The 24167-nt window shown below is 61.1% G+C and carries 16 protein-coding genes and 2 riboswitches; of the genes, 8 read left to right on the top strand and 8 right to left on the bottom strand.

The features are described 5' to 3' along the window. The first annotated feature begins 28 nt into the window (after window positions 1–28). The 8 genes from aptA to ACYVI2_RS19870 all read left to right on the top strand — a co-directional run bounded on the left by aptA (window position 29) and on the right by ACYVI2_RS19870 (window position 12704). Complete coding sequence (aptA, locus tag ACYVI2_RS19905; protein WP_415818279.1) at window positions 29–1354, top strand: omega-aminotransferase AptA; 1326 nt, start codon at window positions 29–31, stop codon at window positions 1352–1354. Window positions 1355–2011: 657 nt separating this feature from the next. Next, the gene (locus ACYVI2_RS19900) at window positions 2012–3523 is read left to right on the top strand and encodes a M81 family metallopeptidase (RefSeq protein WP_415818281.1); all 1512 of its coding nucleotides are present in this window, start codon (window positions 2012–2014) and stop codon (window positions 3521–3523) included. A 77-nt stretch (window positions 3524–3600) separates the two neighbouring features. After that, window positions 3601–5166 (top strand): ABC transporter substrate-binding protein, encoded by a 1566-nt coding sequence (locus ACYVI2_RS19895; RefSeq protein ID WP_415818283.1) that lies wholly within the window; start codon window positions 3601–3603, stop codon window positions 5164–5166. 15 nt (window positions 5167–5181) lie between these two features. Continuing rightward, complete coding sequence (locus tag ACYVI2_RS19890; protein WP_415818285.1) at window positions 5182–6123, top strand: ABC transporter permease; 942 nt, start codon at window positions 5182–5184, stop codon at window positions 6121–6123. A gap of 2 nt (window positions 6124–6125) precedes the next feature. Next, window positions 6126–7025 (top strand): ABC transporter permease, encoded by a 900-nt coding sequence (locus ACYVI2_RS19885; RefSeq protein WP_415818287.1) that lies wholly within the window; start codon window positions 6126–6128, stop codon window positions 7023–7025. 4 nt (window positions 7026–7029) lie between these two features. After that, entirely contained in the window at window positions 7030–8691 is a 1662-nt protein-coding gene (locus ACYVI2_RS19880) for an ABC transporter ATP-binding protein (RefSeq protein WP_415818289.1), read from the top strand. Window positions 8692–8859: 168 nt separating this feature from the next. After that, the gene (locus tag ACYVI2_RS19875) at window positions 8860–10335 is read left to right on the top strand and encodes a M81 family metallopeptidase (RefSeq protein ID WP_415818291.1); all 1476 of its coding nucleotides are present in this window, start codon (window positions 8860–8862) and stop codon (window positions 10333–10335) included. Between the two features lie 239 nt (window positions 10336–10574). Continuing rightward, window positions 10575–12704 (top strand): DUF945 family protein, encoded by a 2130-nt coding sequence (locus tag ACYVI2_RS19870; RefSeq protein WP_415818293.1) that lies wholly within the window; start codon window positions 10575–10577, stop codon window positions 12702–12704. 121 nt (window positions 12705–12825) lie between these two features. On the opposite strand, the gene gcvP is transcribed toward ACYVI2_RS19870, so the two are convergent. The 8 genes from gcvP to ACYVI2_RS19830 form a co-directional block, all read right to left on the bottom strand. Next, window positions 12826–15699, bottom strand: coding sequence for an aminomethyl-transferring glycine dehydrogenase (gene gcvP, locus ACYVI2_RS19865; RefSeq protein WP_415818295.1), 2874 nt, complete (start codon window positions 15697–15699; stop codon window positions 12826–12828). A 62-nt stretch (window positions 15700–15761) separates the two neighbouring features. After that, window positions 15762–16139: a glycine cleavage system protein GcvH gene (gene gcvH, locus ACYVI2_RS19860; protein WP_415818296.1), complete on the bottom strand. Its 378-nt coding sequence runs from the start codon at window positions 16137–16139 to the stop codon at window positions 15762–15764. Window positions 16140–16200: 61 nt separating this feature from the next. Then, the gene (gcvT, locus tag ACYVI2_RS19855) at window positions 16201–17301 is read right to left on the bottom strand and encodes a glycine cleavage system aminomethyltransferase GcvT (protein ID WP_415818298.1); all 1101 of its coding nucleotides are present in this window, start codon (window positions 17299–17301) and stop codon (window positions 16201–16203) included. 83 nt (window positions 17302–17384) lie between these two features. Then, window positions 17385–17498, bottom strand: a riboswitch (glycine riboswitch). 38 nt (window positions 17499–17536) lie between these two features. Further along, window positions 17537–17639: riboswitch (glycine riboswitch) on the bottom strand. Between the two features lie 540 nt (window positions 17640–18179). After that, a complete protein-coding gene (locus ACYVI2_RS19850) occupies window positions 18180–19073 on the bottom strand; it encodes a ZIP family metal transporter (RefSeq protein WP_415818300.1) in 894 nt (297 codons plus the stop codon). A 37-nt stretch (window positions 19074–19110) separates the two neighbouring features. Next, window positions 19111–19725, bottom strand: a complete 615-nt coding sequence (locus tag ACYVI2_RS19845; protein ID WP_415818302.1) for a superoxide dismutase — start codon at window positions 19723–19725, stop codon at window positions 19111–19113. A 118-nt stretch (window positions 19726–19843) separates the two neighbouring features. Then, complete coding sequence (locus ACYVI2_RS19840; protein ID WP_415818304.1) at window positions 19844–20320, bottom strand: DUF2753 family protein; 477 nt, start codon at window positions 20318–20320, stop codon at window positions 19844–19846. A gap of 196 nt (window positions 20321–20516) precedes the next feature. Continuing rightward, window positions 20517–21803, bottom strand: a complete 1287-nt coding sequence (locus ACYVI2_RS19835; RefSeq protein WP_415818306.1) for a BaiN/RdsA family NAD(P)/FAD-dependent oxidoreductase — start codon at window positions 21801–21803, stop codon at window positions 20517–20519. Window positions 21804–21870: 67 nt separating this feature from the next. Beyond that, complete coding sequence (locus ACYVI2_RS19830; protein ID WP_415818308.1) at window positions 21871–24132, bottom strand: Orn/Lys/Arg family decarboxylase; 2262 nt, start codon at window positions 24130–24132, stop codon at window positions 21871–21873. Window positions 24133–24167: the final 35 nt, after the last annotated feature.

The raw sequence follows: 24167 nt of genomic DNA, 5'->3' as shown, positions 1-24167 counted from the left end.
TCGCGCAGTTTCACCTGGAGCTTGCATCATGAACGCCCCCACCGATTTGCCCGACCTGTCCCATCTGTGGATGCCCTTCACCGCCAATCGGCAATTCAAAAGCCAGCCGCGCCTGTTGGCCAGTGCCAAGGGCATGTACTACACCTCGGTTGACGGCCGCCAGATCCTGGACGGCACCTCCGGCCTGTGGTGCGTCAATGCCGGCCACTGCCGCGAAGAAATCGTGCAAGCCATCGCCAGCCAAGCCGCCGAGATGGACTACGCGCCCGGTTTCCAGCTGGGGCACCCCTTGGCCTTCGAAGCCGCATCGGCCGTTGCCGGACTCATGCCGCAGGGCCTGGATCGCATCTTCTTTACCAACTCCGGCTCCGAATCAGTCGACACCGCACTGAAAATCGCCTTGGCCTACCACCGCGCGCGCGGCGAAGGCCAACGCACACGCCTGATCGGCCGTGAGCGCGGCTACCACGGCGTGGGATTCGGCGGCATCTCCGTCGGCGGCATCTCGCCCAACCGCAAGACCTTCTCCGGCGCCCTGTTGCCCGCAGTCGATCACCTGCCGCACACCCACAACCTGGAGAAAAATGCCTTCTCGAAAGGCCAGCCCGCCTGGGGTGAATACCTGGCCGACGATCTCGAACGCATCGTCGCCCTGCATGACCCATCCACCATCGCCGCCGTCATCGTCGAGCCCATGGCCGGCTCCACCGGCGTCCTGGTTCCCCCCAAAGGCTACCTGGAACGCCTGCGCGCCATCACCGCCAAATACGGCATCCTGCTGATCTTTGACGAAGTCATCACCGGCTTTGGCCGCCTGGGCGCCGCCACCGCCAGCGAGTATTTCGGTGTCACCCCCGACCTGATCACCATGGCCAAAGGCATCAGCAACGCGGCGGTCCCCGCGGGCGCTGTCGCCGTCAAACGCGACGTCCACGACGCCATCGTCAACGGCGTACAGGGCGGCATCGAGTTTTTCCATGGCTACACCTACTCGGCCCACCCCTTGGCCGCGGCAGCGATCCTGGCCACGCTGGACCTCTACCAGCGCGACAAACTCTTCACCCGTGCCCGCGAGCTCTCCCCCGCCTTCGAAGCTGCCGCCCACAGTCTGAAAGACGCCCCTCACGTCATCGACGTGCGCAACATTGGCCTGGTCACGGGCATCGAACTCGCTCCCCGTGCAGGCGCCCCCGGCGCCCGCGCCGCCGAAGCATTCCAAAAATGCTTCGACAGCGGCCTCATGGTCCGCTACACCGGGGATACCATTGCCCTGTCGCCTCCGCTGATCATCGAGGAAGCCCAGATCGCAGAGCTCTTCCAACACATCGGCAATGCTCTGAAAAACATTGCCTGATAAATCGAATCGGGCTCTGATTGAATAGAGCTCAGTAGATATCTTTCGGTAGCTTTAGTGCAGGGAAGGATCGGGTTCTTAACGCGTTTGTCGCCGCCCGGCGGGAGTCGCGGACAGGCCTGGTCGGCTGACTCACCCCCTGAACGGGGGTTCGGCCTTCGTCCACAGAGGATTGGCGGGCCGGGGGCCAAACTCGCTTCGCTCAAACATGGCCCCCGGACTGCCCCCGCCAATCCTCTGCGGACTCGGCAGCCTCCGACAGGCCTGCCCGCGACTCCCGCCGGGCGGCGACAAACTCACATCAGATAAGCCGGGACGTTCGCCTTTATCCCCCAGCCCCGACGTGTTAAGAACGAGCTGTCCGATGACCAAAGAACAAACAACGAGTCAAAGACAAACGATCGCTCTCCGGCACATCAAACACAAAAAGCATCACCGCAAAAAATCAACAAACGCCATCGCCAAAAACAAACTCCCGCGTTAAAAACAAACGCCAATTACAAAAACAAACATCCCCACTGAAAGGCACACCCCGCCTCACAGGCGCGCCTCATTCATACATCCGGGCAAAGCCTGATTGCCCATCCCTTGCATCTTCCGCAGAATCCTTATAGTCAACTACCACCAACGCACGCCCACTACAGAAGGATCGTACCGATGCGTATCGGGATAGGCGGGTTCCAGCACGAAACAAACACTTTTGCACCTTCACGCGCCACCTGGGAAGAATTCGCCGACAAAGGCGGCGGCTGGCCCAAACTAGTATCCGGTCCAGCCCTGTTTGACGCCGTCGCAGGCGCCAACATCCCCATCGCAGGCTTCATCGATGCCATGCGCGCCTACACCCTCCTGCCCACCACCTGGGCCGCAGCCAGCCCCTCCGGACACGTCACCCGCGACGCCTACGAGCGCATCAGCGGCATGATCCTCAGCGGCCTGGAACAAGCACTCCCTCTGGACGGCGTCTATCTGGACCTGCACGGCGCCATGGTGGCCGAACATCTCGACGATGGCGAAGGCGAACTCCTGCGCCGCGTACGCGCACTCGTCGGCCCGAGCGTTCCCATCGTCGCGAGCCTGGACCTGCACGCCAACGTCACACGCGCCATGATCACGCACGCCGACAGCCTGATCTGCTATCGCACCTATCCGCACATCGACATGGCCGAGACCGGCCAACGTGCAGCACAACTGCTCGACCGCAGATTGCATGGCATGCCGCGCCCCTACGTCGCCCTGCGCAGCATCCCCTATTTGATATCACTGTGCTGGCAATCCACCGACATCGAACCCTCGAACAGCCTGTATCAGCGGCTGGAGGATCTGGAGTCTCGCGACGCCTCGATCAGCTTGTCCTTTGCCACCGGCTTTCCAGCGGCAGACTTTCCCGAATGTGCCCCTACGGTCTGGGCCTACGGTGACACCCAGGCAGACGCCGACGCTGCGGCAGACGCCATGGAACGCGCGGTTCTCAACGCCGAAGCCGACTTTGGCGGAAAAATACTGAACGCGGACGAAGCCGTGCAAATGGCCATTACCCTGGCTCACACCAGCCTTCGCCCCATCATCATTGCCGACGTCCAGGACAACCCCGGCGCAGGCGGCAGCTCGGATACCACCGGCGTTTTGCGCGCCCTGATACGTCACAACGCCACCGATGCCGCCATCGGCCTGATCGTGGATCCCGCAGCGGCGCTCGCTGCGCATCACGCAGGCGAAGGCAAAACCGTGCGCCTCGCGCTGGGCGGACATTCTGGCATTCCTGACGACGAACCTCTCGAAGCCGACTACATCGTCGAAAAAATATCCGACGGCCGTTTCGACACGCACGGCGCGTTTTACCGCGGCTTTCACATGGATCTCGGCCCCAGTGCCTGCTTGCGCCTGAATGACGTACGCATCGTAGTCGCGTCCAACAAAGTCCAGATGGCGGATCAGGAAATGTTCCGCTTTGCTGGCATCGAGCCTACGCGCCAGGCCATCCTCGTACTGAAAAGCTCTGCCCATTTCCGGGCGGATTTCACCCAGATTGCGCAGACCATCCTGGTATGCGCTGCGCCAGGATCGATGCTGATGGATGCAGCACAGCAGCCATGGACACGGCTGCGCCATGGCATCAGAATGGCGCCTTGCGGTCCCGCTTTTGCGGCCCGCGCGGCAACACTCTGATCGGATACGCCGTCTTCACGGCGTATCCGATCATGCGGCGGCCTTGGTCCGCCCAACAACGGAAAAAGGGGATTTTCATGTTGAAGTTTGTTCGTGCGGCCGCCCTGGCCGGTGCTGCGCTCTTGGCAATGGGAAGCGCTCATGCAGAAACCGCCATTCGCGCGGTCATGCACTCCCCGCTGCGATTGACCGACCCTCATGCGACCACGGCATACATCACCACGTGGCATGGTTACATGATCTATGACACCTTGCTGGCTACCGACGCCAACAACAAAATCCAGCCGCAAATGCTGGACAAGTGGGACGTATCGAGTGACGGCAAGACGTACACCATGACACTGCGGCCCGGCCTGAAATGGCATGACGGCCAGCCGGTCAAAGCCGAAGACTGTGTCGCCTCGATCAAACGCTGGGCCGCCGGCGACGGCATGGGCCGCACGCTGCTGAAATTCGTCTCCAGCATTGACGTGGTCGATGACAGCACCTTTCGCATCGTCATGACCGAGCCCACGGACCTGGCCTTGCGCGCGCTCTCCAAACCCACCGGCACCGCGGCGTTCATGATGCCCAAGCGCATCGCCGAGACGCCCATCGGCAAGCCCATCACCGACATGACAGGCTCCGGCCCGTTCAAGGTGGCCGAATTCAAACCCGGCGTCAAAACGGTCTACGTCAAGAACACGGACTACGTACCGCGCAAAGAACCCGCCAGCGGATTGGCCGGCGGCAAAGTCGTCAACGTCGACAAAGTCGTCTGGGACGTCATGCCCGATGCGCTCACCACGGCGAATGCGCTCTTGGGCGGCGAGCTCGATTACGTCGAGCAGTTCCCATACGATCTGCTGCCCATGCTGGATGGCAACGACGAATTCAAAGTCGAGTCGCTCAGCCCGGTGGGTTATTTCACGATGTATCGCTTCAACTTCAAATACCCGCCTTTCAACAATAAAAAAATCCGCCAGGCCGCCATGTACGCGATTGGCCAGGAAGACGTCATGAAAGCGCTGGTCGGCAATCCAAAGTACTACCAGACCTGCGCGTCGCTCTGGGGTTGCGGTACGCCGTTTGAAAGCGATATCGGCAAAGACATTGTCGTACCGTCCAACATCGAAAAAGCCAAGGCGCTGCTCAAAGAAGCCGGTTACGACAATACCCCTATCCTCGTCATGCATGCGACGGACGTCGGCACCCTCAGCCCGCAACCCGTCGTCATGGCAGAGGCTTTGCGCAAAGCCGGCTTTAATGTGAACCTGGCCGCCATGGACTGGCAAAGCGTCGCCACGCGCCGTGCATCAAAGGCCGCACCGGATGCTGGCGGCTGGAATATCCACAACACCAACTGGTACGCCACCGACATCATGGACCCGGTGCGCTCCGCCCCCGCATCGGCCAATGGCGACAGTGCCTGGTTCGGCTGGCCCGATTTCCCGCAAATCGAAGCCTTGCGCACCAAATTCGCCTTGACCTCAGATCCTGCCGAGCAAAAGAAAATCGCCGACGAAGTGCAACGCATCGGCATCGACGAGGGTCTGTATGTGCCGCTGGGTCAGATGTCCGTTCCCACCGCATACTCCGTCAAACTCAGCGGGCTGGTGCACGCCCCGATCATGGCGTTCTGGAACGTCAAGAAAGCTCCTTGATCCGGTAGCCCCGCCATGCTGGCTTTTATTCTGCGCCGATTGCTGGCCACCATTCCAGTACTCATCCTGGTGGCCGTTGTCGTCTTTGCCATCTTGCGTCTGAGCCCTGGCGATCCGGCGGTCATCATGGCCGGCGACGGGGCCACACCCGAACGCATCGAGCAGATACGCCAGGTGATGGGGCTGGATCAGCCACTGTTCAAACAGTTTTTTCTATGGGCGGGCCGCCTTGTACAAGGCGATTTTGGCACCTCGTTGATGTCTGGAGTCCCTGTACGGCAGTTGATCGGGCAACGCCTGGAGCCCTCGCTCAGCCTCGCTGTCCTGACGTTGCTATTCACGCTGATCGTGTCGCTGCCGCTGGGTATACTGGCCGCCTGGAAACAGGGCCGCTTGCTCGATCGCATGGTCATGGGATTTTCCGTATTGGGATTTTCCGTACCGGTCTTCGTGACAGGCTATCTCTTGATCTGGGCCTTTGCGATCGAACTGAATTGGTTCAAGGTGCAAGGCTATACGCCGTTATCCAGCGGCTTCTGGCCCTTTCTCCACCGCTTGATTTTGCCCGCGCTGGCACTTTCCACGATCTATGTCGCGCTGATTGCGCGTATCACACGTACCAGTGTCATCGAGGTCATGGGCGAGGATTTCATCCGCACGGCACGAGCCAAAGGCCTGGGGGAAACCGGTGTATTGCTGGGACATGCCTTGCGCAATGCGGCCGTGCCCATCGCCACGGTGATCGGGGTAGGCATCGCCTTGCTCATCAGTGGAGTCGTCGTCACCGAATCCGTATTCAACATCCCTGGCCTGGGGCGCCTGGTGGTCGAGGCAGTGTTGGCGCGCGACTATCCGGTCATTCAAGGGCTGACGCTGTTCTTCGCCTTTGTGTATGTGTTCATCAATCTGGTCGTCGATTGCGCCTATACGCTGTTCGACCCGCGCATCAGGTACTGACCATGGCCACCCCGTCCAACGTCGCCGCCCCTGCCGTTCAGGCACCCGATGCACCGCCGCGATCCACGGCATGGCATCGTGTGCGGCAGGGATTCAAAAGCTGGCCTGTGCTGCTGGCGCTGGCGATCCTGCTCATCATCACCGCGGCCGCGCTATTGGCGCCTTGGCTAGGAACAGTCGACCCGACTGCCCTGGATCCTGGCCAGCGGCTCAAACGGCCTTTTACTGAAACCCTGCTGGGGACAGACGCGTTTGGTCGCGATCTCTGGTCTCGCATCGTGTACGGCGCACGCGTCTCGCTCATCACCGGCCTGGGCGCCGCCGTCATCAGTGTCACCCTGGGCTTGGTCATCGGCCTGCTCGCAGGCTGGTTCCGTCGATTGGATGGATTCATCATGCGCGTCATGGACGCGATCATGGCGATCCCGGGAATCTTGCTGGCGATCTCGTTGGTCGCCGTCACGGGCGCCAGTCTGACTACCGTCCTGGTCGCCGTCACCATCCCCGAAATTCCTCGCGTCGTACGCCTCGTGCGTGGCCAGATCCTGAGCGTACGCGGCGAGCCCTACGTCGAGGCCGCCCTGGCTCTGGGAACGCCATTGCCGTTGCTGTTGTGGCGGCATATGGTGCCCAGCACGATCGCTCCGCTCACCGTACAAGGCACCTACGTATTCGCCTCGGCCATGCTGACAGAGGCCATTCTCAGTTTTCTGGGCGCAGGCATTCCGCCGGAAATTCCGTCCTGGGGCAACATCATGTCCGAGGGACGCATGTACTTTCGGATGCTGCCCGGCCTGATTCTGTTCCCGGGCCTGTTTCTGTCGCTCACCGTGCTCAGCGTCAATATCCTGGGCGATGCCTTGCGCGACGCACTCGATCCCAAAATGGTGCGCAGGATCTAACCTCATGTCCTATTCCCCGTACCCCCCCGCCGGAGACACGTCGGACGCCGTCCTGGCTATCCGCAACCTCTCCGTCACGGTTGCAGGAACCGGCAAACAGGTCGTACGTAATCTGAGCCTGGACGTGCGCGCAGGCGAAACCGTCTGCGTGGTGGGCGAGTCAGGATCGGGCAAATCGGTCAGTTCATTGGCCGTCATGGGGTTGCTGCCGCCCGGCGCGCTCAAACCCAGCGGCGCCATTCGCGTCGAAGGCGAGGACATCCTCAGCGCAACACCGCAGCGTTTGCGCGAGATGCGCGCCACCCGCATGGCCATGGTGTTTCAAGAACCCATGACCGCGCTCAATCCCGTACATACCGTAGGCCGTCAGGTCGATGAGGTCCTGCGGTTGCATCGCCGGCTATCACGCGCCGAGCGGCGCGAGAAAGTGCTGAGCATGTTCCGTTCGGTACATCTGCCAGACGTCGAGCGCATTTATGACTCGTATCCTCACCAGCTCTCTGGCGGTCAGCGCCAGCGTATCGTCATCGCAATGGCGCTCATTCTGGAACCTCGCCTGCTGATTGCGGACGAGCCGACCACTGCCCTGGATGTCACCACGCAAAAACAAATCCTGGCACTGATCAAAGAACTGCAGACCGAACACCAGACCGCGGTCCTGTTCATCACGCATGATTTTGGCGTGGTCGCGGAAATCGCCGACCGCATTGTGGTCATGAATCGAGGCGACCTGATCGAATCCGGCACACGAGACGAGATTCTGGCGCGCCCCGCACAAAGCTATACCCGGCGCTTGGTCTCGTCCGTGCCCAGCCTGGTCCCGCTGCGCCGCGATGCGCCGACGGGCGAACCGGTATTGCGGGTACAGGGGCTCGGGCGCACCTATGTCGATAAACGTTCATTCTGGTCCGGCGGCCTGCGCCAGGTACCTGCCGCCCAAGACGTCAATCTGGTGCTGCGCAAAGGCGAGATCCTGGGCATCGTGGGCGAATCGGGTTCCGGTAAGTCCACGGTCGCGCGCTGCATCATGCGCTTGATCGAGCCCACGACAGGCAAAGTATTGATGGGCAACGACGATATCGCCATGCTATCGGGCACTGCGCTCAGACCAGTACGCCAGCGTATTCAAATCGTTTTTCAGGACCCCTATCGTTCGCTGAATCCACGCCGCAAAATTGGCGAATCCATTATCGAAGGCCTGCTGAATTTCGGCACCCCACGCGATCAAGCCACCGCAAAGGCCGTCGACACATTGCGCGTCGTCGGGCTCGATGCTGATGCCATGGATCGCTATCCCCACCAGTTTTCCGGCGGACAACGGCAACGAATCTGCATCGCCCGCGCCTTGGTGATGGAACCCGAAGTCCTCGTTGCCGACGAGGCTGTCTCGGCATTGGATGTCTCGGTACAGGCTCAAGTATTAGGGCTGCTGGAACAAATCCGCCAACGCACCGGCGTGGGCGTGCTGTTCATTACACACGACCTGCGAGTCGCGGCGCAAATCTGCGACACCATTCTGGTCATGCAACGCGGGCAAGTCGTGGAAACGGGCGCGGCGGAAACGGTACTCACGCAGCCGACACACGATTACACCCGCGCCCTGATTGACGCCGCGCCCGGGCGCGGTTGGGATTTTCAGCATTTCCGGCCGCTGGCGGCCGCTTGACGGCGCTGCTGATCGGCTCGGCGACCGCTGGTTTTTTTACCGCCGGGCCGCCCCAAGGCAAAAAGCGCCCCCTCGGGAGGCAGCAAGCCGAAGGCGTGGCGTGGGGGCTTTTTTTATCTCTCTCGCGGGCTTTGGCCCCTCTGTTGATAGGTTAATAAGGACTTCGACATGCGTTGGCTACTGGCAATGATCAAGCATGAAACCAATACCTTTTCTCCCGTGCCCACGCCGCTCGAGCGATTCTTTCGCGGCAGCCCGGAGATCCTGGCGGGCGAGCGTGCCGTTCGCGCTTACGAGAACACCGATAGCGGCCTGGGAGGCTATATCGAGATCGCACGCCGCGAAGGCGCCGAGATCACCATCCCCGTCGCCGCAGAATCGTGGCCCAGCGCCCCCACTGACGCAGACACTTACGCACGTTTGTGCGAACTCATCCTGGACGAGGTCCGGCGCGGCGGCTACGACGCCATCCTGCTCGATCTGCACGGCGCCATGGTGGCAGACGGCGTCGAAGACGCCGAGGGTAATCTGCTGCATCGCCTGCGCGAGATTGATCCCGACACGCCGGTAGGCGTCACGCTGGATATGCATGCCAACATCTATGACGATATCGTGCGCCATGCCACCGTCGTCACCGGATTTCATACCTATCCTCACGTTGACATTCGCGCCGCAGGGGTCCGTGCGGCCGATACCATTGCACGCACCCTAAAAGGCGAAATTCGTCCCGTGATGACCTGGGCCAACAAACCCATGCTGCCACACATCATGTGCCAGGGCACCCATGCCGAGCCGAATAAGTCCTTGCAAGAACGTTGCCGGACATTGGAGTCGCAAGGGGTTCTAGCCGCCTCGGTCTTTGTGGGTTTTCCTCATGCGGATATACGTGAGGCGGGTCTGAGCGCCGTCATCTGCACCGACGGCGATCTGCCGGCAGCCGAGCGCTATCGCGACGAATTGCTCGATACAGCCTGGCAAGCCCGGGCGCAATGGGTATTTCACTGCGAACCCCTCGCCCCTGCCATTACACGCGCCAAAGCCATTGAGCAAGGCCCCGTCGTACTGCTGGACCACTTCGACAACACCGGTTCAGGCGGCACGATGGATACCACTGAAGTCCTGGCGGAGATCCTGCGCCAAGGCCTGGAAAACGTCGCGTTCTACGCTCTCTGCGACCCCGAGGCTGCGCAACAGGCCGCGGCCGCTGGCGTAGGCGCCGAGATCACGCTGTCCATGGGCGGCAAGCTGCCCATGCCCGCATTGAAACAGCAAAGCCGGCCGCTGTCGGTCACCGGCCGCGTCAAACTCGTATTCGATGGCGTGTACCTGAACCGTGGCCCCATGTATCGCGGCGTGCGCAATGACACCGGCCTGACAGTGGTATTCGATACCGGCAAGGTGCAAATCGTCCTGATTTCCCGCCACCAGGAGCCCTTTGATATCAACTGTCTGCTATCAGCCGGTATCGATCCTCTACAAAAGCGCTATGTCGTGCTGAAAAGCCGTGTCCACTGGCGTGCCGGCTTTGCCGACATGGCAACGGAGATCATTCCATGCACCGGCCTGGGCGTGACCACCTCAGACTACAGTCAAATTGAATTCAAGCACGTGCGGCGGCCGATCTATCCGCTCGATACCCTTTGAAACAGGAGTCCATTCATTCACGAACACCCGCGGCACAGGCACCATGCCGTACCACGGCATCTGCCTGCCCTTCTGAGCTGTCTATTGCCATTCTGTCTACTACAGAAACGACTCGTAACGGTTGATCCGGCAACACTGCCGCTACATCTCGTTATACTCGCCGCGGGCGGGTATCGCCCGTGCCGGTATGGCGCACCATCGCTATACCGGCAGCATGCAAACAATAAATGGACGAAAAAATGAAAAAGGCAGTAGGGATCACGGCGGGCGTGGTCGTCATCGCAGTCGCGGGCTGGCTCGGCACCACGTGGTACACCGGCAAGCGCATCGAAACAGAAGAGCCTGTGCGCCTGACGGAACTCAACAAGGAGTTGGCCAGCGCATTGGGCAGCACAGGCTTCGGTGTCACGATCAGCCAGATTTCCTACGAACGCCATTTTTTCAGCAGCGATGTCCGTTATGGCATTCAGCTGACTAAAGTCCCGGGCGAAGAAACGCCCCCCAAAGGCATGGTTGAGATTGTCGGCCGCATTGAACACGGCCCGTTCCCCAAAGGCGCATTGGCCCGTGGCCAATGGCTGCCCAAGCTGGCTTTTGTTCACAGCGAAGTCGCCTCAAATGATCTCGTCAAGCCCTTGTTCGACCTGACCAAGGGCGTCTCGCCGTTGGTCGGTGACACGATTCTGTCCTACAACGGTGATGGCGTCGGCACGGCCACGATCGCTCCCGTCGATTACGCCCCGCAAGAAGGCCAGTCCGTCAAGTTCAGCGGCGCCCAATTCGAAGGCAGCTTCGTACGCGCCACCAAACACACGGTCGGCACCGGCAAGATCAACCAGTTGGCTCTGCAATTGTCAGAGGATGACGAAGGCCAGAAGGTCAACGCGAATATCACCGGCATGACGGTGGACGTCGATAGCCAGCAAGGCAAATTCGGCTTTGGCGTAGGCAGCTCCGGCGCCAAGTTCGATAACATCGTGATCGAGGTCGAAGAGCCGCTGGATCCCTACGCGAACGAAACATCGGACGCCGAAGAAGAAGCCGCCCGAGCAGCCGAAGAGGCCGCAAAAGCCGCCGACGAGGCAGCCAATGCCGCGCAGAATCCGAGTGCAGAAAGCCAGACGCCGGCTCAACCCGAACAGTCTGCCCAGCCTGAACAGGCTGCTCAGGCCCCGGCCGCAACCGTCAAGACCAAGATCGAACTGAAGGATCTGGCTTACACCGCGAAAATCGCCGAACAAGACACCACCGTAAACGTCGCGGCCGACTACAAAATCGGCCAGATCGCCGTCAATGGCAGCGATTTCGGTAAAGGCCATGCCACGATCAAGTTCGACAAGATCGACGGCAAAGCCGCAAAAGCACTGTCCGATCTCTATAACGAAATGCTGACCAAGATTGCCAACGGTGCGGAAGACAGCACGGCGGATGGAGCGCAGGCAATCGAGCTCGTCAACCAGGCTATCCAATTGCTGGCCGCCAACCCGACCATGCGCGTCGATCCTTTCGTTTGGGAAACCGCCAAAGGCCAGAGCAACCTGAATCTGGCCATCGAGCTGACCAAGCCTGCCGGCCTGGTCGCAGGCAAGGAACTGCCAGACGATGCCAAGCAACTGTTGCAGCAATCCGTCAAGCTGATCGACATGAAGGTCACGGTGTCCAAGCCCATGGTGGAGGGCCTGGCCGTGCAGTACTTGCAAGGTGAGGGAGTCGACGCCGCAGCCGCCGCCAAAGAAGCCGCTGACCAAGTGAGCTCCATGGCCGGCATGGCCGAAATGTTCGGTATCGCCAAGACCGACGGCGACAATGTCGTGAGCACGTTCCACTATGCCGACGGCAAGGCCAATCTGAATGGTGAAGAAGTCCCCGCCGACGAGCTGTTTGGCGCCCTGCTGAGCAGTGTCGAGGACGACGATCACAGTTATGGCGAGGAGAGCGAAAACACCATGCTGAATTCGCTGGATCCTGCTCAGATCGGTCAAATGGTCAGTGACGCGGGCTTCGACTACGAACTCGGCACCTCGGATTACGACACACCCGTGTTGACGATCGATGGCAACAACGAAGGCGCCAAAAGCGTCGACATCCTGTTCAACGATTGCGAAACCGAATCCTCGTGCTCGGACATGCAAATGCGCATCTCCGTCGCCACGCCTTACGCCGTGCCGATGCGCGTACTCAACGAATGGAACCAGAACAACCGCCTGACGCGCGCCTACTGGGACGCCGAAAACAAAGTTGCCACGATGGAAATGGACGTGAACGCCTACGGCGGCGTGGGCCAAGACAACGTGGAATTCACGGTGCAGATGTTCCTGGCCAATGTGTCGATGTTCACCAACACGATCAAAGAAGCGCCTCGTAAATAAGCACTGACATGATGCCGGCCCTGCCGGCATCACTAAACAAAAACGCCCGCCGACTATCAATCGGCGGGCGTTTTTACGTTGACGCGCGCTATCCGCGCGGCGTCATCGTCACACTACGATGTCACGCATACGCCTCGATAGGCAAGCACGCGCACACCAGATTGCGATCACCGTAGGCATTATCCACGCGCGCCACCGGCGGCCAGTACTTGGTCTCGCGCAGTGACTCGACCGGATACGCGGCCTGCTGGCGCGGGTAATCGTGGTGCCATTCTTCGGCCAACAGCATCTGCGCCGTGTGCGGCGCGTTCTTCAGTACGTTGTCATCGCGATCGCGCTCACCACGTTCGATTTGCGCGATCTCTTCGCGGATGGCGATCATGGCGTCGACAAAGCGATCCAGTTCCGCCAGGCCTTCGGATTCGGTCGGCTCGACCATCAGCGTCCCGGCAACGGGGAAGCTCATGGTAGGCGCATGGAAACCATAGTCCATCAAACGTTTGGCGATGTCCTCGGCACTGATGCCAGTCGTGTCTTTCAACGGACGCACGTCCAGAATGCACTCATGCGCGACACGGCCATTACGGCCGGCGTATAGCACCGGATAATGATCACGCAACCGTGCAGCCAGATAGTTCGCGTTCAGGATCGCCATTTCGGTCGCGCTACGCAGGCCGTCGGCGCCCATCAGCGCGATATAGGCAAACGAGATCGGCAAAATGCTGGCCGAGCCAAACGGGGCTGCGGACACGGGGCCGACTTCAGCTTCGACATCCAGTTTGCCTTGCGCATTCAACACGCCCGGCAAATACGGCGCCAGGTGCGAACGCACGGCCACCGGACCGACACCCGGACCGCCACCGCCGTGCGGAATGCAGAACGTCTTGTGCAGGTTCAGGTGCGAGACATCGGAACCGAATTTTCCGGGTTGGGCGACACCGACCATGGCATTCATGTTGGCGCCATCCAGATACACCTGGCCACCGGCCTGATGCACCAGATCGCAAATCTCGGTGATGGACTCTTCAAACACGCCGTGGGTCGACGGATAGGTGATCATCAAGGCAGCCAGGCGATCGCCGACCTGTTCCACCTTGGCGCGCAGATCAGCGATATCCACGTTGCCGTTGGCGTCAGACGCCACGACGACCACACTCATCCCCACCAATTGCGCGGATGCGGGATTGGTGCCGTGCGCCGATGCCGGGATCAAACACACATCGCGCTGCGATTGGCCGTTGGCGCGGTGATAGCCTCGGATTGCCAGCAAGCCGGCATATTCGCCCTGTGCGCCCGAGTTCGGCTGCAGGCTGATATCGTCGTATCCGGTGATTTCGCATAGCGCGTCGGACAGGCGCTGCACCAATTCGCGATAGCCCTGGCTTTGGTCCAGAGGCGCATAAGGATGGATCTGTGCGAACTCGGGCCAGGTGATGGGAATCATCTCGGCCGTCGCGTTCAGCTTCATCGTGCACGACCCCAGCGGAATCATGCTGCGATCCAGGGCGAGGTCCTTGTCGGACAGCTTGCGCAGATAACGCAGCATGTCGGTTTCGGATTGAATGCTGGAGAACACCGGATGCGACAGAATCGCGCCCTCACGTTGCAGCGCAGCCGGAATCCCGCCGGCAGCCTTGGCGTCCAGGGCATCGATGTCCAGCGCCACATCGTCTTTTTCCAGGCCTGCGGCAAAGACATTCACCAAAGCCTGCAAATCGGCTGCCGTCACCGTCTCGTCCAGCGAGATCGACAGGCGGGCGCCATCGACGCGGCGCAGATTGATGTGTTCGCACTCGGCGGCCACCACCAACGCGGGCGTCGCTGCCCCGGTTTCCAGCAGCAGCGTGTCAAAGAACGTGTCGTTGACAACCTTGATCCCCAACTGCGTCAGCGCCGTGCGCAGAATCGCCGTGTAGCGCTGCACGCGCGTGGCGATGCGACGGATGCCCTCGGGACCATGCCATACGGCGTACAAACCCGCCATCACGGCCAACAGCACCTGGGCCGTGCAAATATTCGACGTCGCTTTCTCGCGACGGATATGCTGCTCGCGCGTCTGCAATGCCAGACGCAATGCCGGATTGCCCTGCGCATCTTTCGACACGCCGACCAAACGGCCCGGCATATTGCGCTTGTAGGCGTCTTTGCAGGCCATGAAGCCCGCGTGCGGGCCACCGAAACCAAACGGCACCCCGAAGCGTTGCGACGAACCCACTGCGATGTCCGCGCCCCACTCTCCCGGCGGCGTCAACAACGCCAGCGCCAGCAAGTCTGTCGCGCACGCGACGACGGCGCCTTGTGCATGCGCGGCCTCGGCCAGCGCACGATAGTCCGTCACCGCGCCCAGGCTGTGCGGGTATTGCAGCAGCACGCCAAAGCATTCCGGCAAGCCCTGCGCCTCGTCGCCGATGGCGATCTCGATACCCAGGCCTTCGGCACGCGTGCGCACGACTTCGATCGTTTGCGGATGGCAGTGCGCCGAAACAAAGAACACCGGGCTGGCCGATTTAGAACCACGACGCGCCAGCGTCATAGCCTCGGCAGCCGCCGTCCCCTCGTCCAGCAGCGATGCATTGGAGATATCCAAGCCCGTCAGATCGGCCACCATGGTCTGGTAGTTCAACAAGGCTTCCAGGCGGCCTTGCGAGATCTCGGGTTGATACGGCGTATAGGCCGTGTACCAGGCGGGATTTTCCAGCACGTTGCGCAACACCACGTTCGGCGTGTGCGTGCCGTAATACCCCTGGCCGATGTAATTGCGGTAAATGCGGTTGCGACCGGCGATAGCCTTCAGTTCGGCCAGCACATCGGGTTCGCTGCGCGACGCGGGCAACGCCAAGGGCGCTTGGCTGCGAATCGCGGGCGGCACCACCTCGTCAAGCAAGGTGTTCAGACTGTCGCAGCCAACGGCTGCGAGCATTTTTTCCTGATCCCCCAATGAGGGACCAATATGACGAGGGATGAAATCAGAGTGGGTATCTAGAGCGCGCGACATGAGAGGTCTCGGTACAGAAAAATGGCCGCGCGGGCGCCAACGCCCGCGCAGCATCGGCCAGATCAGCCGTTGGCGACGGCTTCGTAGCCGGCGGCGTCCAACAGTTTGTCGGCGTCAGCGGCGTTATCGGGCTTGATCTTGAAGATCCAGGCGGTGTAGGCCGACTCGTTGATCAGGTTCGGCGTGTTTTCCAGGTCTTCGTTAAAGGCCACGATCTCGCCCGTCACGGGCGCATAGATATCGGAGGCGGCCTTGACCGACTCGACCACGCCTGCGGTCTCGCCAGCCTTGAGCTTGGCGCCTACGTTGACATCGCCAACGAAGACGAGATCGCCCAGTTGCTCCTGGGCATTGTCGGTGATGCCGACGACGAACACATCGCCTTCGGCGAGCACCCATTCATGGGACTCAGTGTATTTACGATCGGTGGGCAGGCTCATAAAAGCTCCTAAAAATTGGGTCGCGCCTGCGCCGGCACCCCTGCCAGCGCATGGCGGCAGTTTACGAGTGTTCGACGGCTTTGCCGTGACGCACGAATGGTAATTTGGTTACCAAGGCGGGCATCCATTTGCCACGGATCTCGACTTCGACTGTCTGACCGGGTTCGACGCCCAGGGGAACGCGGGCAAAACCCACGGATACGCCCAAGGTCGGCGACATGGTGCCGCTGGTGAGCTCGCCCGCGCCCTGCGGCGTACGCACCGCCATATGGGCACGCATCACGCCGCGGTCCTGGAGCTTCAGCCCCACGAATGCGCACGGCGTCGCGAATTGTTCCAACGCATCGCGGCCAACGAAACGGCGCGCCGCGTCTTTCAGAGAAACGGTCCAGGACAGCCCGGCCTGATTCGGCTGGGTCAATTCGTCCATGTCCTGGCCGTAGAGATTCATGCCAGCCTCCAGGCGCAACGTGTCACGCGCACCCAGACCGCAGGGACGCACGCCCTGAGCGGCCAGATCGTTCCACAATGCCACGACCTCGGTGGCAGGCAGGACAATTTCGAACCCATCTTCGCCGGTATAGCCGGTACGCGCCACCAGGGTATCGTCGGCCACTTCAGCGGCCACAAAGGGCGTCAGCGGCTCGGTAGCGGCCTGCCAGGCCGGACGCGCGGCCCAGACTTTGGCGCGGGCGTTGGGGCCCTGTACTGCCACCATGGCCAGATCACGGCGAGGCGTAATCGTCACGTCGAACTGGCCGGCGGCCGCCACGCGGCGCATCCAGGCGATGTCTTTGTCGGCCGTACCGGCATTGACCACCACACGCCACTGGTCCACGGCAAAGAAATAGACGATCAAGTCGTCCACAATGCCGCCCTGCGGGTTCAGCATGCAGGTATAGAGCGCTTTGCCCGGCACCGTCAGTTTGGCGACATCGTTGGCCACCAGACGCTGCAAGAATTCGGTCGCCTGAGGGCCGGCCACGTCGGCGTTCAACATGTGGGACACGTCAAACATACCTGCGTCACGGCGCACGGCGTGGTGTTCTTCCAGTTGCGACCCATACGCCAGCGGCATATCCCAGCCGCCAAAATCGACCATGCGCGCGCCAGCGGCGACATGGGTCTCGGCCAAGGGGGTACGTTGAAGAACAGCAGACATGGACAGGCTCCAGAGTGGCGGCATCGCCTTGAGGTTACGGAATGCCGGCCTGGATGCGGAAAGCGCCAGAAACCAGCTGGATTTTCCGCCCCTCTGTCCTTTTGCCTGAGAGTTGCCCCGCGTTCGGCGGGTTTGCACCTTCGGCGCCTGGGCTACACACGGAATCCGCGGCGCCAGGTCTCTCCAGAGTGCTGTGTCAGCGACCTGCGCTGGCCCCAAGAGCCAGACAGGAAACTGATGCGTCGCGGTATGGGTTACCTGAGCGATTCCGGGCGAATTGCGCCTTCGGCGACGACCCTATACCGTGGTGGTGGGCCGCTCTCTCCCGCGACGAACATGACAGCGGAGTGAAGCATACCGCGAAAAGCGGGGTGCCGACTAGCGGCGGCGTGCCGGTTTTCCATACTCGAGGCAGTTGGACATCAAAAAGCCCCCGAGGGGGCAGCAAGCCGTAAGGCGCGACGTGGGGCATTTTTCCCCGCCACGGTTGTGGTCTGTGGCATGCGTCGGGTGGAGTTTTTTTGGCGCAGGAGGTCGGCGTGTAAAAGCCCCGCCGGGCCTATCGCCGCGACTCGGCCCATGACCAGGGGCCTCGGCCCGCTTCGCGGGCTAAATCGCGGCTCAACGGCCCGGCGGGGCTTTTACACGCCGACCTCCTGCTCGCAATGGCCGCCATTGACGGATGTTCGTACGCCTTCCCTTGCTGCATCAACGCTGTTGAGTGGCGTTCTGGCTACGCGGGTGGCGCCAGCTCAACCCATCGCATTCGCAAAGACAGCTTCGAAAACCGCTGGTGGCAATCAGCCCTCGTTGCATTCCCTCATTGTGAGTCCCTGTCGGGTGCCTGGGCGAGGCAAGCTGCATTTGGCGCAGCTGATTTACCCCAGCGCCGTATCCAGCAACATCATCAGGACAAAACCGATCATCAGCCCCCCGGTCGCAAACACCTCGTGGCCCTTGCGATGGGACTCCGGAATGATTTCATGACTGATGACAAACAACATGGCGCCCGCCGCAAAGCCCAGCCCCCAGGGCAGCAACTCCGCCGACCAGCCGACCACGAGGGCTCCGACGACAGCCCCCAAGGGCTCCACAAGCCCCGACAACATGCCCAGCGCTACGGAAAACGCCCGGCTATAGCCCGCCGACAATAACGCCAGCGCGACCACCAGCCCCTCGGGCACGTCTTGAATCGCGATCCCGGTCGCCAGCGCACTGCCTTGCACCGGGTCGTTACCCACATATCCCACGCCTATGGCCAGGCCTTCGGGCAGGTTATGCAGCGCAATGGCAAACACAAACAGCCAGGTGCGGCGCAAACGATGCACCTCGATGCCTTCTTTGCCCTTGATGAAATGTTCGTGAGGCAAGAGACGGTCCATCGTCAACAACACTGCCGCACCCAACAAAATCGCACCGCCGACGATAAAACCCGATCCCCAAGGCCCATGCCCCAGCTGGCCGGCGGCGTCGAGGCCTGGAGCCACCAGGGAAAAGGCGCAGGCCGCCAACATGACGCCCGCGCCGAATCCAAACATCGTGTCCTGCACCTTGTCGGACAGGGTCTGCGAGAACATCACCGGCACTGTGCCCAGCGCCGTCGCGCCCGCTGCCAGCAAGCCACCCGCCAATGCGTTGGCAACGTGAGGCGCGCGCGGCAACAGATATTCCCACAACGCATGAGCGCCGAGACACGCGACCAGGACGGCCAGTGTCCAGACACTGATGCTGGTCAGCTGCGGGCGAATACGGTGACGGCTAAATGTGTTCATCAACAACCTGCGCAAAGGATGCAGCACAAACCGGTACTCAGGCCAAGGCGGCCTCGTAACGGCGGGCCACTTCGGCCCAGTCAATCACATTGAAAAACGCGCCGATGTATTCCGGGCGACGGTTCTGATATTTCAGATAATACGCGTGTTCCCAGACATCGAGGCCCAACACCGGGGTATTACCCTGCATCAGGGGGCTGTCCTGGTTGGCCGAGCTTTCCACCACCAGTTTGCCTTGCGGCGTGACGCTCAGCCAGGCCCAGCCGCTGCCAAAACGGGTCAAGGCCGCCTTGGTAAAGGCATCACGGAATGCCTCGACGCCACCCAGATCGGCGTCGATAGCGGCTGCCACACGGCCCTGAGGCTGGCCGCCGCCTTTGGGCGACATGACCTTCCAGAACAGACTGTGGTTGGCATGGCCGCCCCCGTTGTTGCGGACGGCGCCGCGCACTGCCTCGGGCAGGCTGTCGATATGGGCAATCAGCTTCTCGACCGGCTCGTCCGTCGACAGACCGGCGCCTTCCAGCGCGGCATTCAGGTTGTTGATATAGGTCTGATGATGTTTGGTGTAGTGAATTTCCATCGTCTGCGCGTCGATGTGCGGCTCGAGCGCATCGTAGGCGTAGGGCAGATCGGGCAAGGTATAGGGCATGGCAAATCTCCTGTTCGAGCTCCCGGAGGGAGCGGTTCGGATGCCGAGGTGAATCGGCCGTAATGAAATACGTGGCGCCTCTGGCAACAACTGGAAGCGCTCGACATTTCCTTGAGATTCAATGCTGCGGCTGTGTCTCGTCGCGCCACACCAGCGCGGCAGCACGGCGGGCGCGATCGTGATCCGGATGACGCTGCAAAAACTGCAGCAACTCCGCATAGGTCACACGCCCATGGCGCCAGGCGGCCTCGCGCCAACACTCTGGCAAGGCGGGATCCAACGCCATTTCATGCAGCAATTCATGTGCCCGACAGGCGTGGGCGGCGGCCAACTCAGATTGCCCGGTTTGCTCATACAACGTCAGCAGGTTGTGATGCGACACCACCAGCGCGGCCACCGCCGCCTCGACATCATCCAACTGCCCCGGCAAGGTATCGGCCAGGCTCAGGGCCGCGCGGTATTGCGTCAAGGCCGCAGCGTGATCGCCCCGCTCATAGGCACGATTGCCCCGCAACGTCGCCCGCTGCCATACGCCGAGGCAGGACGTGGTCGCAGGTGGCAGTACTGCGGCAGGCCTGGTTTGAATATGGACCATCGAGACTCCCGTCAGGATGAAATAATCAATAAAGATAACTCAAATGATAGTCATTTTTATTTAATAAAACAACGCGAGACATCCTGCGCACGCCCATGGCGGCCAGATTCAGGCTTGCTTTAGCCTGATGGACTCTTGAGTAGGAAAAATAGGGGTGATGCGTGCAGGTCGCATCGCCCCTAAGCCGGCCGCACTCTCACAGCGCCCGGCCGCACGCCACGCCCGAGGCCCAGGCCCATTGAAAGTTGTACCCACCCAGCCAGCCGGTCACATCGACCGCCTCACCTATGAAGTACAGGCCCGGCACGGTGCGCGCCTGCATCGACTTTTGATCCAGTCCGCGCGTATCGACACCGCCGCGCATGACTTCGGCCTTTTTATATCCGGCGGTGCCGCTGGGCGCGAGACGCCATTGATGAATGCCGTCGGCCAGGGACCGCAACGTTTTATCGGGAATGTCAGCTAACCGCAGTTCGGCTAGTTCGCCCTTGCCGGCAGGGCCGCTGGCTTGCCGCCCTCCCTGCTTGGTTTGCCCGGCAACCTGCTGCTGTCCTGATTGCCCCGCGACGCCCAGCCATTGATCAGTCAGGCGCCTGGGCCACAGCGCGCCCAGGACCGTATGCAACTGCTGTCGGCTGCCCGGCTTGGCTGCGATCAGTTCAGAGGCCAGGTCACGACCCGGCGCAAGATCAATCACGATGGCCTCACCAGGCTGCCAAAAGCTGGAGATCTGCAAAATCGCCGGTCCAGACAAGCCACGATGCGTGAACAGCAAGTCCTCCAGGAACTCGCCGCGCGCACGGCCTGCCCCTGTGGTCAGCGATACTTCCAGCGCCACCCCGGACAGTTCGGCAAAAGGCTTCCACTGCGCAGCGTCGAACGTCAGCGGCACCAAGGCAGGACGAGGTTCGATGATTTTCAAACCGAATTGCCGAGCGATTTTCAAGCCAAAATCCGTGGCGCCCAATTGGGGAATGGCCATTCCGCCGGTGGCGATGACCAGTTTGGCAGCTCGGATTTCGCCTTGACTGGTGTGCAAGGCATAGCCCGCGTCGGAACGGCTGATCTCGCTCACACTGCAGGGCATGCGCCATTGCACGCGTCCTGTCTGGCATTCGGCGCGCAGCATCTCGATGATGGATTCGCTGCTGTCATCACAGAACAACTGTCCGCGATGCTTTTCGTGCCACGCCACGCGATGGCTGCGCAACAGCGCCAGAAAATCCTGCGGGGTGTAGCCTGCCAGCGCCGACCGGCAGAAGTGTGGGTTATCGGACAAGAAATTTGCCGGCCCTGCCCCCAGGTTCGTGAAATTGCAGCGGCCGCCGCCGGAAATCCGGATTTTTTCCGCCAGGCGCTCGGCATGGTCGATCAACACGACCCGCAGCCCTCGCTGCCCTGCCACGGCGGCGCACATCATGCCTGCAGCGCCCGCACCGATGATGGCTACGTCGAACACAGGCGGCTCCCCGGTGCGGGACATTTGTCCCCACCGACATCACGGAGCCCGCCGTGCTCCGAGCCCAGCACGGCAGTCACGAACACCGCGCTCACTCTTCGATTAGGCAGTCCACGTAATACCGCTTGCTGCCATCGGGTGTGGTCTCTTCGGCCAAGCCGTGGATATAGGTTTCAAACCCGGGGAAACGCTCGTTGAAGTCACGCGCGAACTGCAGATACTGCACGATAGTGCGGTTAAAGCGTTCGCCCGGGATCAACAGCGGAATGCCCGGCGGGTAAGGCGTGAGCAACACGCCAGTCACGCGCCCTTCCAGTTGCGAGACTTCCACGCGCTCGACTTCGCGGTGCGCCATGCGTGCGAACGCATCCGACGGTTTGAGCGCGGGCACCATGTCGCTGAGATACATCTCGGTCGTCAGACGTGCCACATCGTTGGCGCGATAGGCCTCGTGGATCTGCTGGCACAGGTCGCGCAAACCCATGCGCTCGTAGCGGCGATGACCGCGGCAGAACTCGGGCAGAATGCGCCACAAAGGCTGGTTGCGATCGTAGTCGTCCTTGAACTGCTGCAACGCGGTCAACAGCGTATTCCAACGGCCCTTGGTAATGCCGATGGTGAACAGGATAAAGAACGAGTACAGGCCGGTCTTTTCGACCACCACCCCGTGTTCGGCCAGATACTTGGACACCAGGGCAGCGGGGATACCCGTCTCGCCAAAGCTGCCCGAGATGTCCAATCCGGGGGTGACCAAGGTCGCCTTGATCGGGTCCAGCATGTTAAAGCCGTCGGCCATCTCGCCGAAACCATGCCAGTGATCATTGGCCTCCAGGAACCAATCATCGCGATTGCCGATGCCTTCGGACACCAGGCGATTCGGTCCCCAGACCTTGAACCACCAGTCGTTCTTGCCGAACTCGGATTCCACCTTGCGCATCGCGCGACGGAAGTCCATGGCTTCGCGTATGCTTTCTTCCACCAAGGCAGTGCCACCCGGAGGCTCCATCATCGCAGCCGCCACGTCGCACGAGGCGATGATCGCGTACTGCGGCGACGTCGAGGTGTGCATCAAATAGGCTTCGTTGAAGATATTGCGATCCAGTTTGCGCGACTCGGACTCTTGCACAATGATCTGCGACGCCTGGGAGATACCGGCCAGCAGCTTGTGGGTCGAGTGGGTGGCGAACACCATTGGCCCGTGCGGACGCGGACGGTCCTGACCAATGGCGTGCATGTCCTGGTAATACTCATGAAACGCGGCGTGCGGCAACCACGCCTCGTCGAAATGCAACGTATCGACGTAATCGCCGAGCTTTTCCTTGATCATCTCGACGTTGTAGATGACGCCATCGTAAGTGCTTTGCGTCAGCGTCAGGATGCGCGGTTTTTTATTGACCGCCTCGCGCGCGAATGGGTTGGCCTCGATTTTCTTTTTGATGTTCTCGGGGTCGAATTCCTCGAGCGGGATCGGGCCGATGATGCCCAGGTGATTACGCGTCGGACGCAGAAACACCGGGATCGCGCCGGTCATGGTGATGGCGTGCAGAATCGACTTGTGGCAGTTGCGATCCACCACCACCACGTCGCCGGCAGCCACGTTGGCATGCCACACGACTTTGTTGGACGTGGACGTGCCGTTGGTCACGAAAAAGCAGTGATCCGCGTGAAAAATACGCGCGGCGTTCAACTCTGACTCAGCCACCGGGCCGGTATGATCCAGCAACTGGCCCAGTTCGTCTACGGCGTTGCACACATCGGCACGCAGCATGTTTTCGCCAAAGAACTGGTGGAACATCTGCCCCACCGGGCTCTTCAAGAATGCCACGCCGCCCGAGTGCCCTGGGCAGTGCCACGAATACGAACCATCTTGGGCGTAGTTGACCAACTCGCGGAAAAACGGCGGCGGCAGGCCATCGACGTAGCTGCGCGCCTCACGGATGATGTGACGCGCTACGAACTCAGGCGTGTCCTCGAACATGTGAATAAAGCCATGCAACTCACGCAGAATATCGTTGGGGATATGCTCAGAGGTGCGCGTCTCACCGTACAGATAAATCGGGATGTCGGCATTGCGGAAACGCAATTCGCCGATAAAGCTGCGCAGATTCTTGATCGCGCTGGCCACATCCTCGGGCGAAGCAACGTCGAACTCTTCGTCGTCGATCGACAGGATAAACGCGCTGGCCCGGCTCTGCTGTTGCGCAAAGGAACTCAGATCACCATAGCTGGTGACGCCGATGACCTCGACGCCCTCGGCCTCAATCGCCGTCGCCAATGCACGAATCCCCAGACCCGAGGCGTTCTCGGAACGGTAGTCTTCGTCGATGATAAAAATGGGGAAGCGGAATTTCATGCGGGCGCTCCTGAGGCAAGGCCAAAACGGACGCG

Source organism: Bordetella tumbae, assembly GCF_054780995.1.
This window is presented reverse-complemented; position numbering and strand designations above follow the sequence as displayed.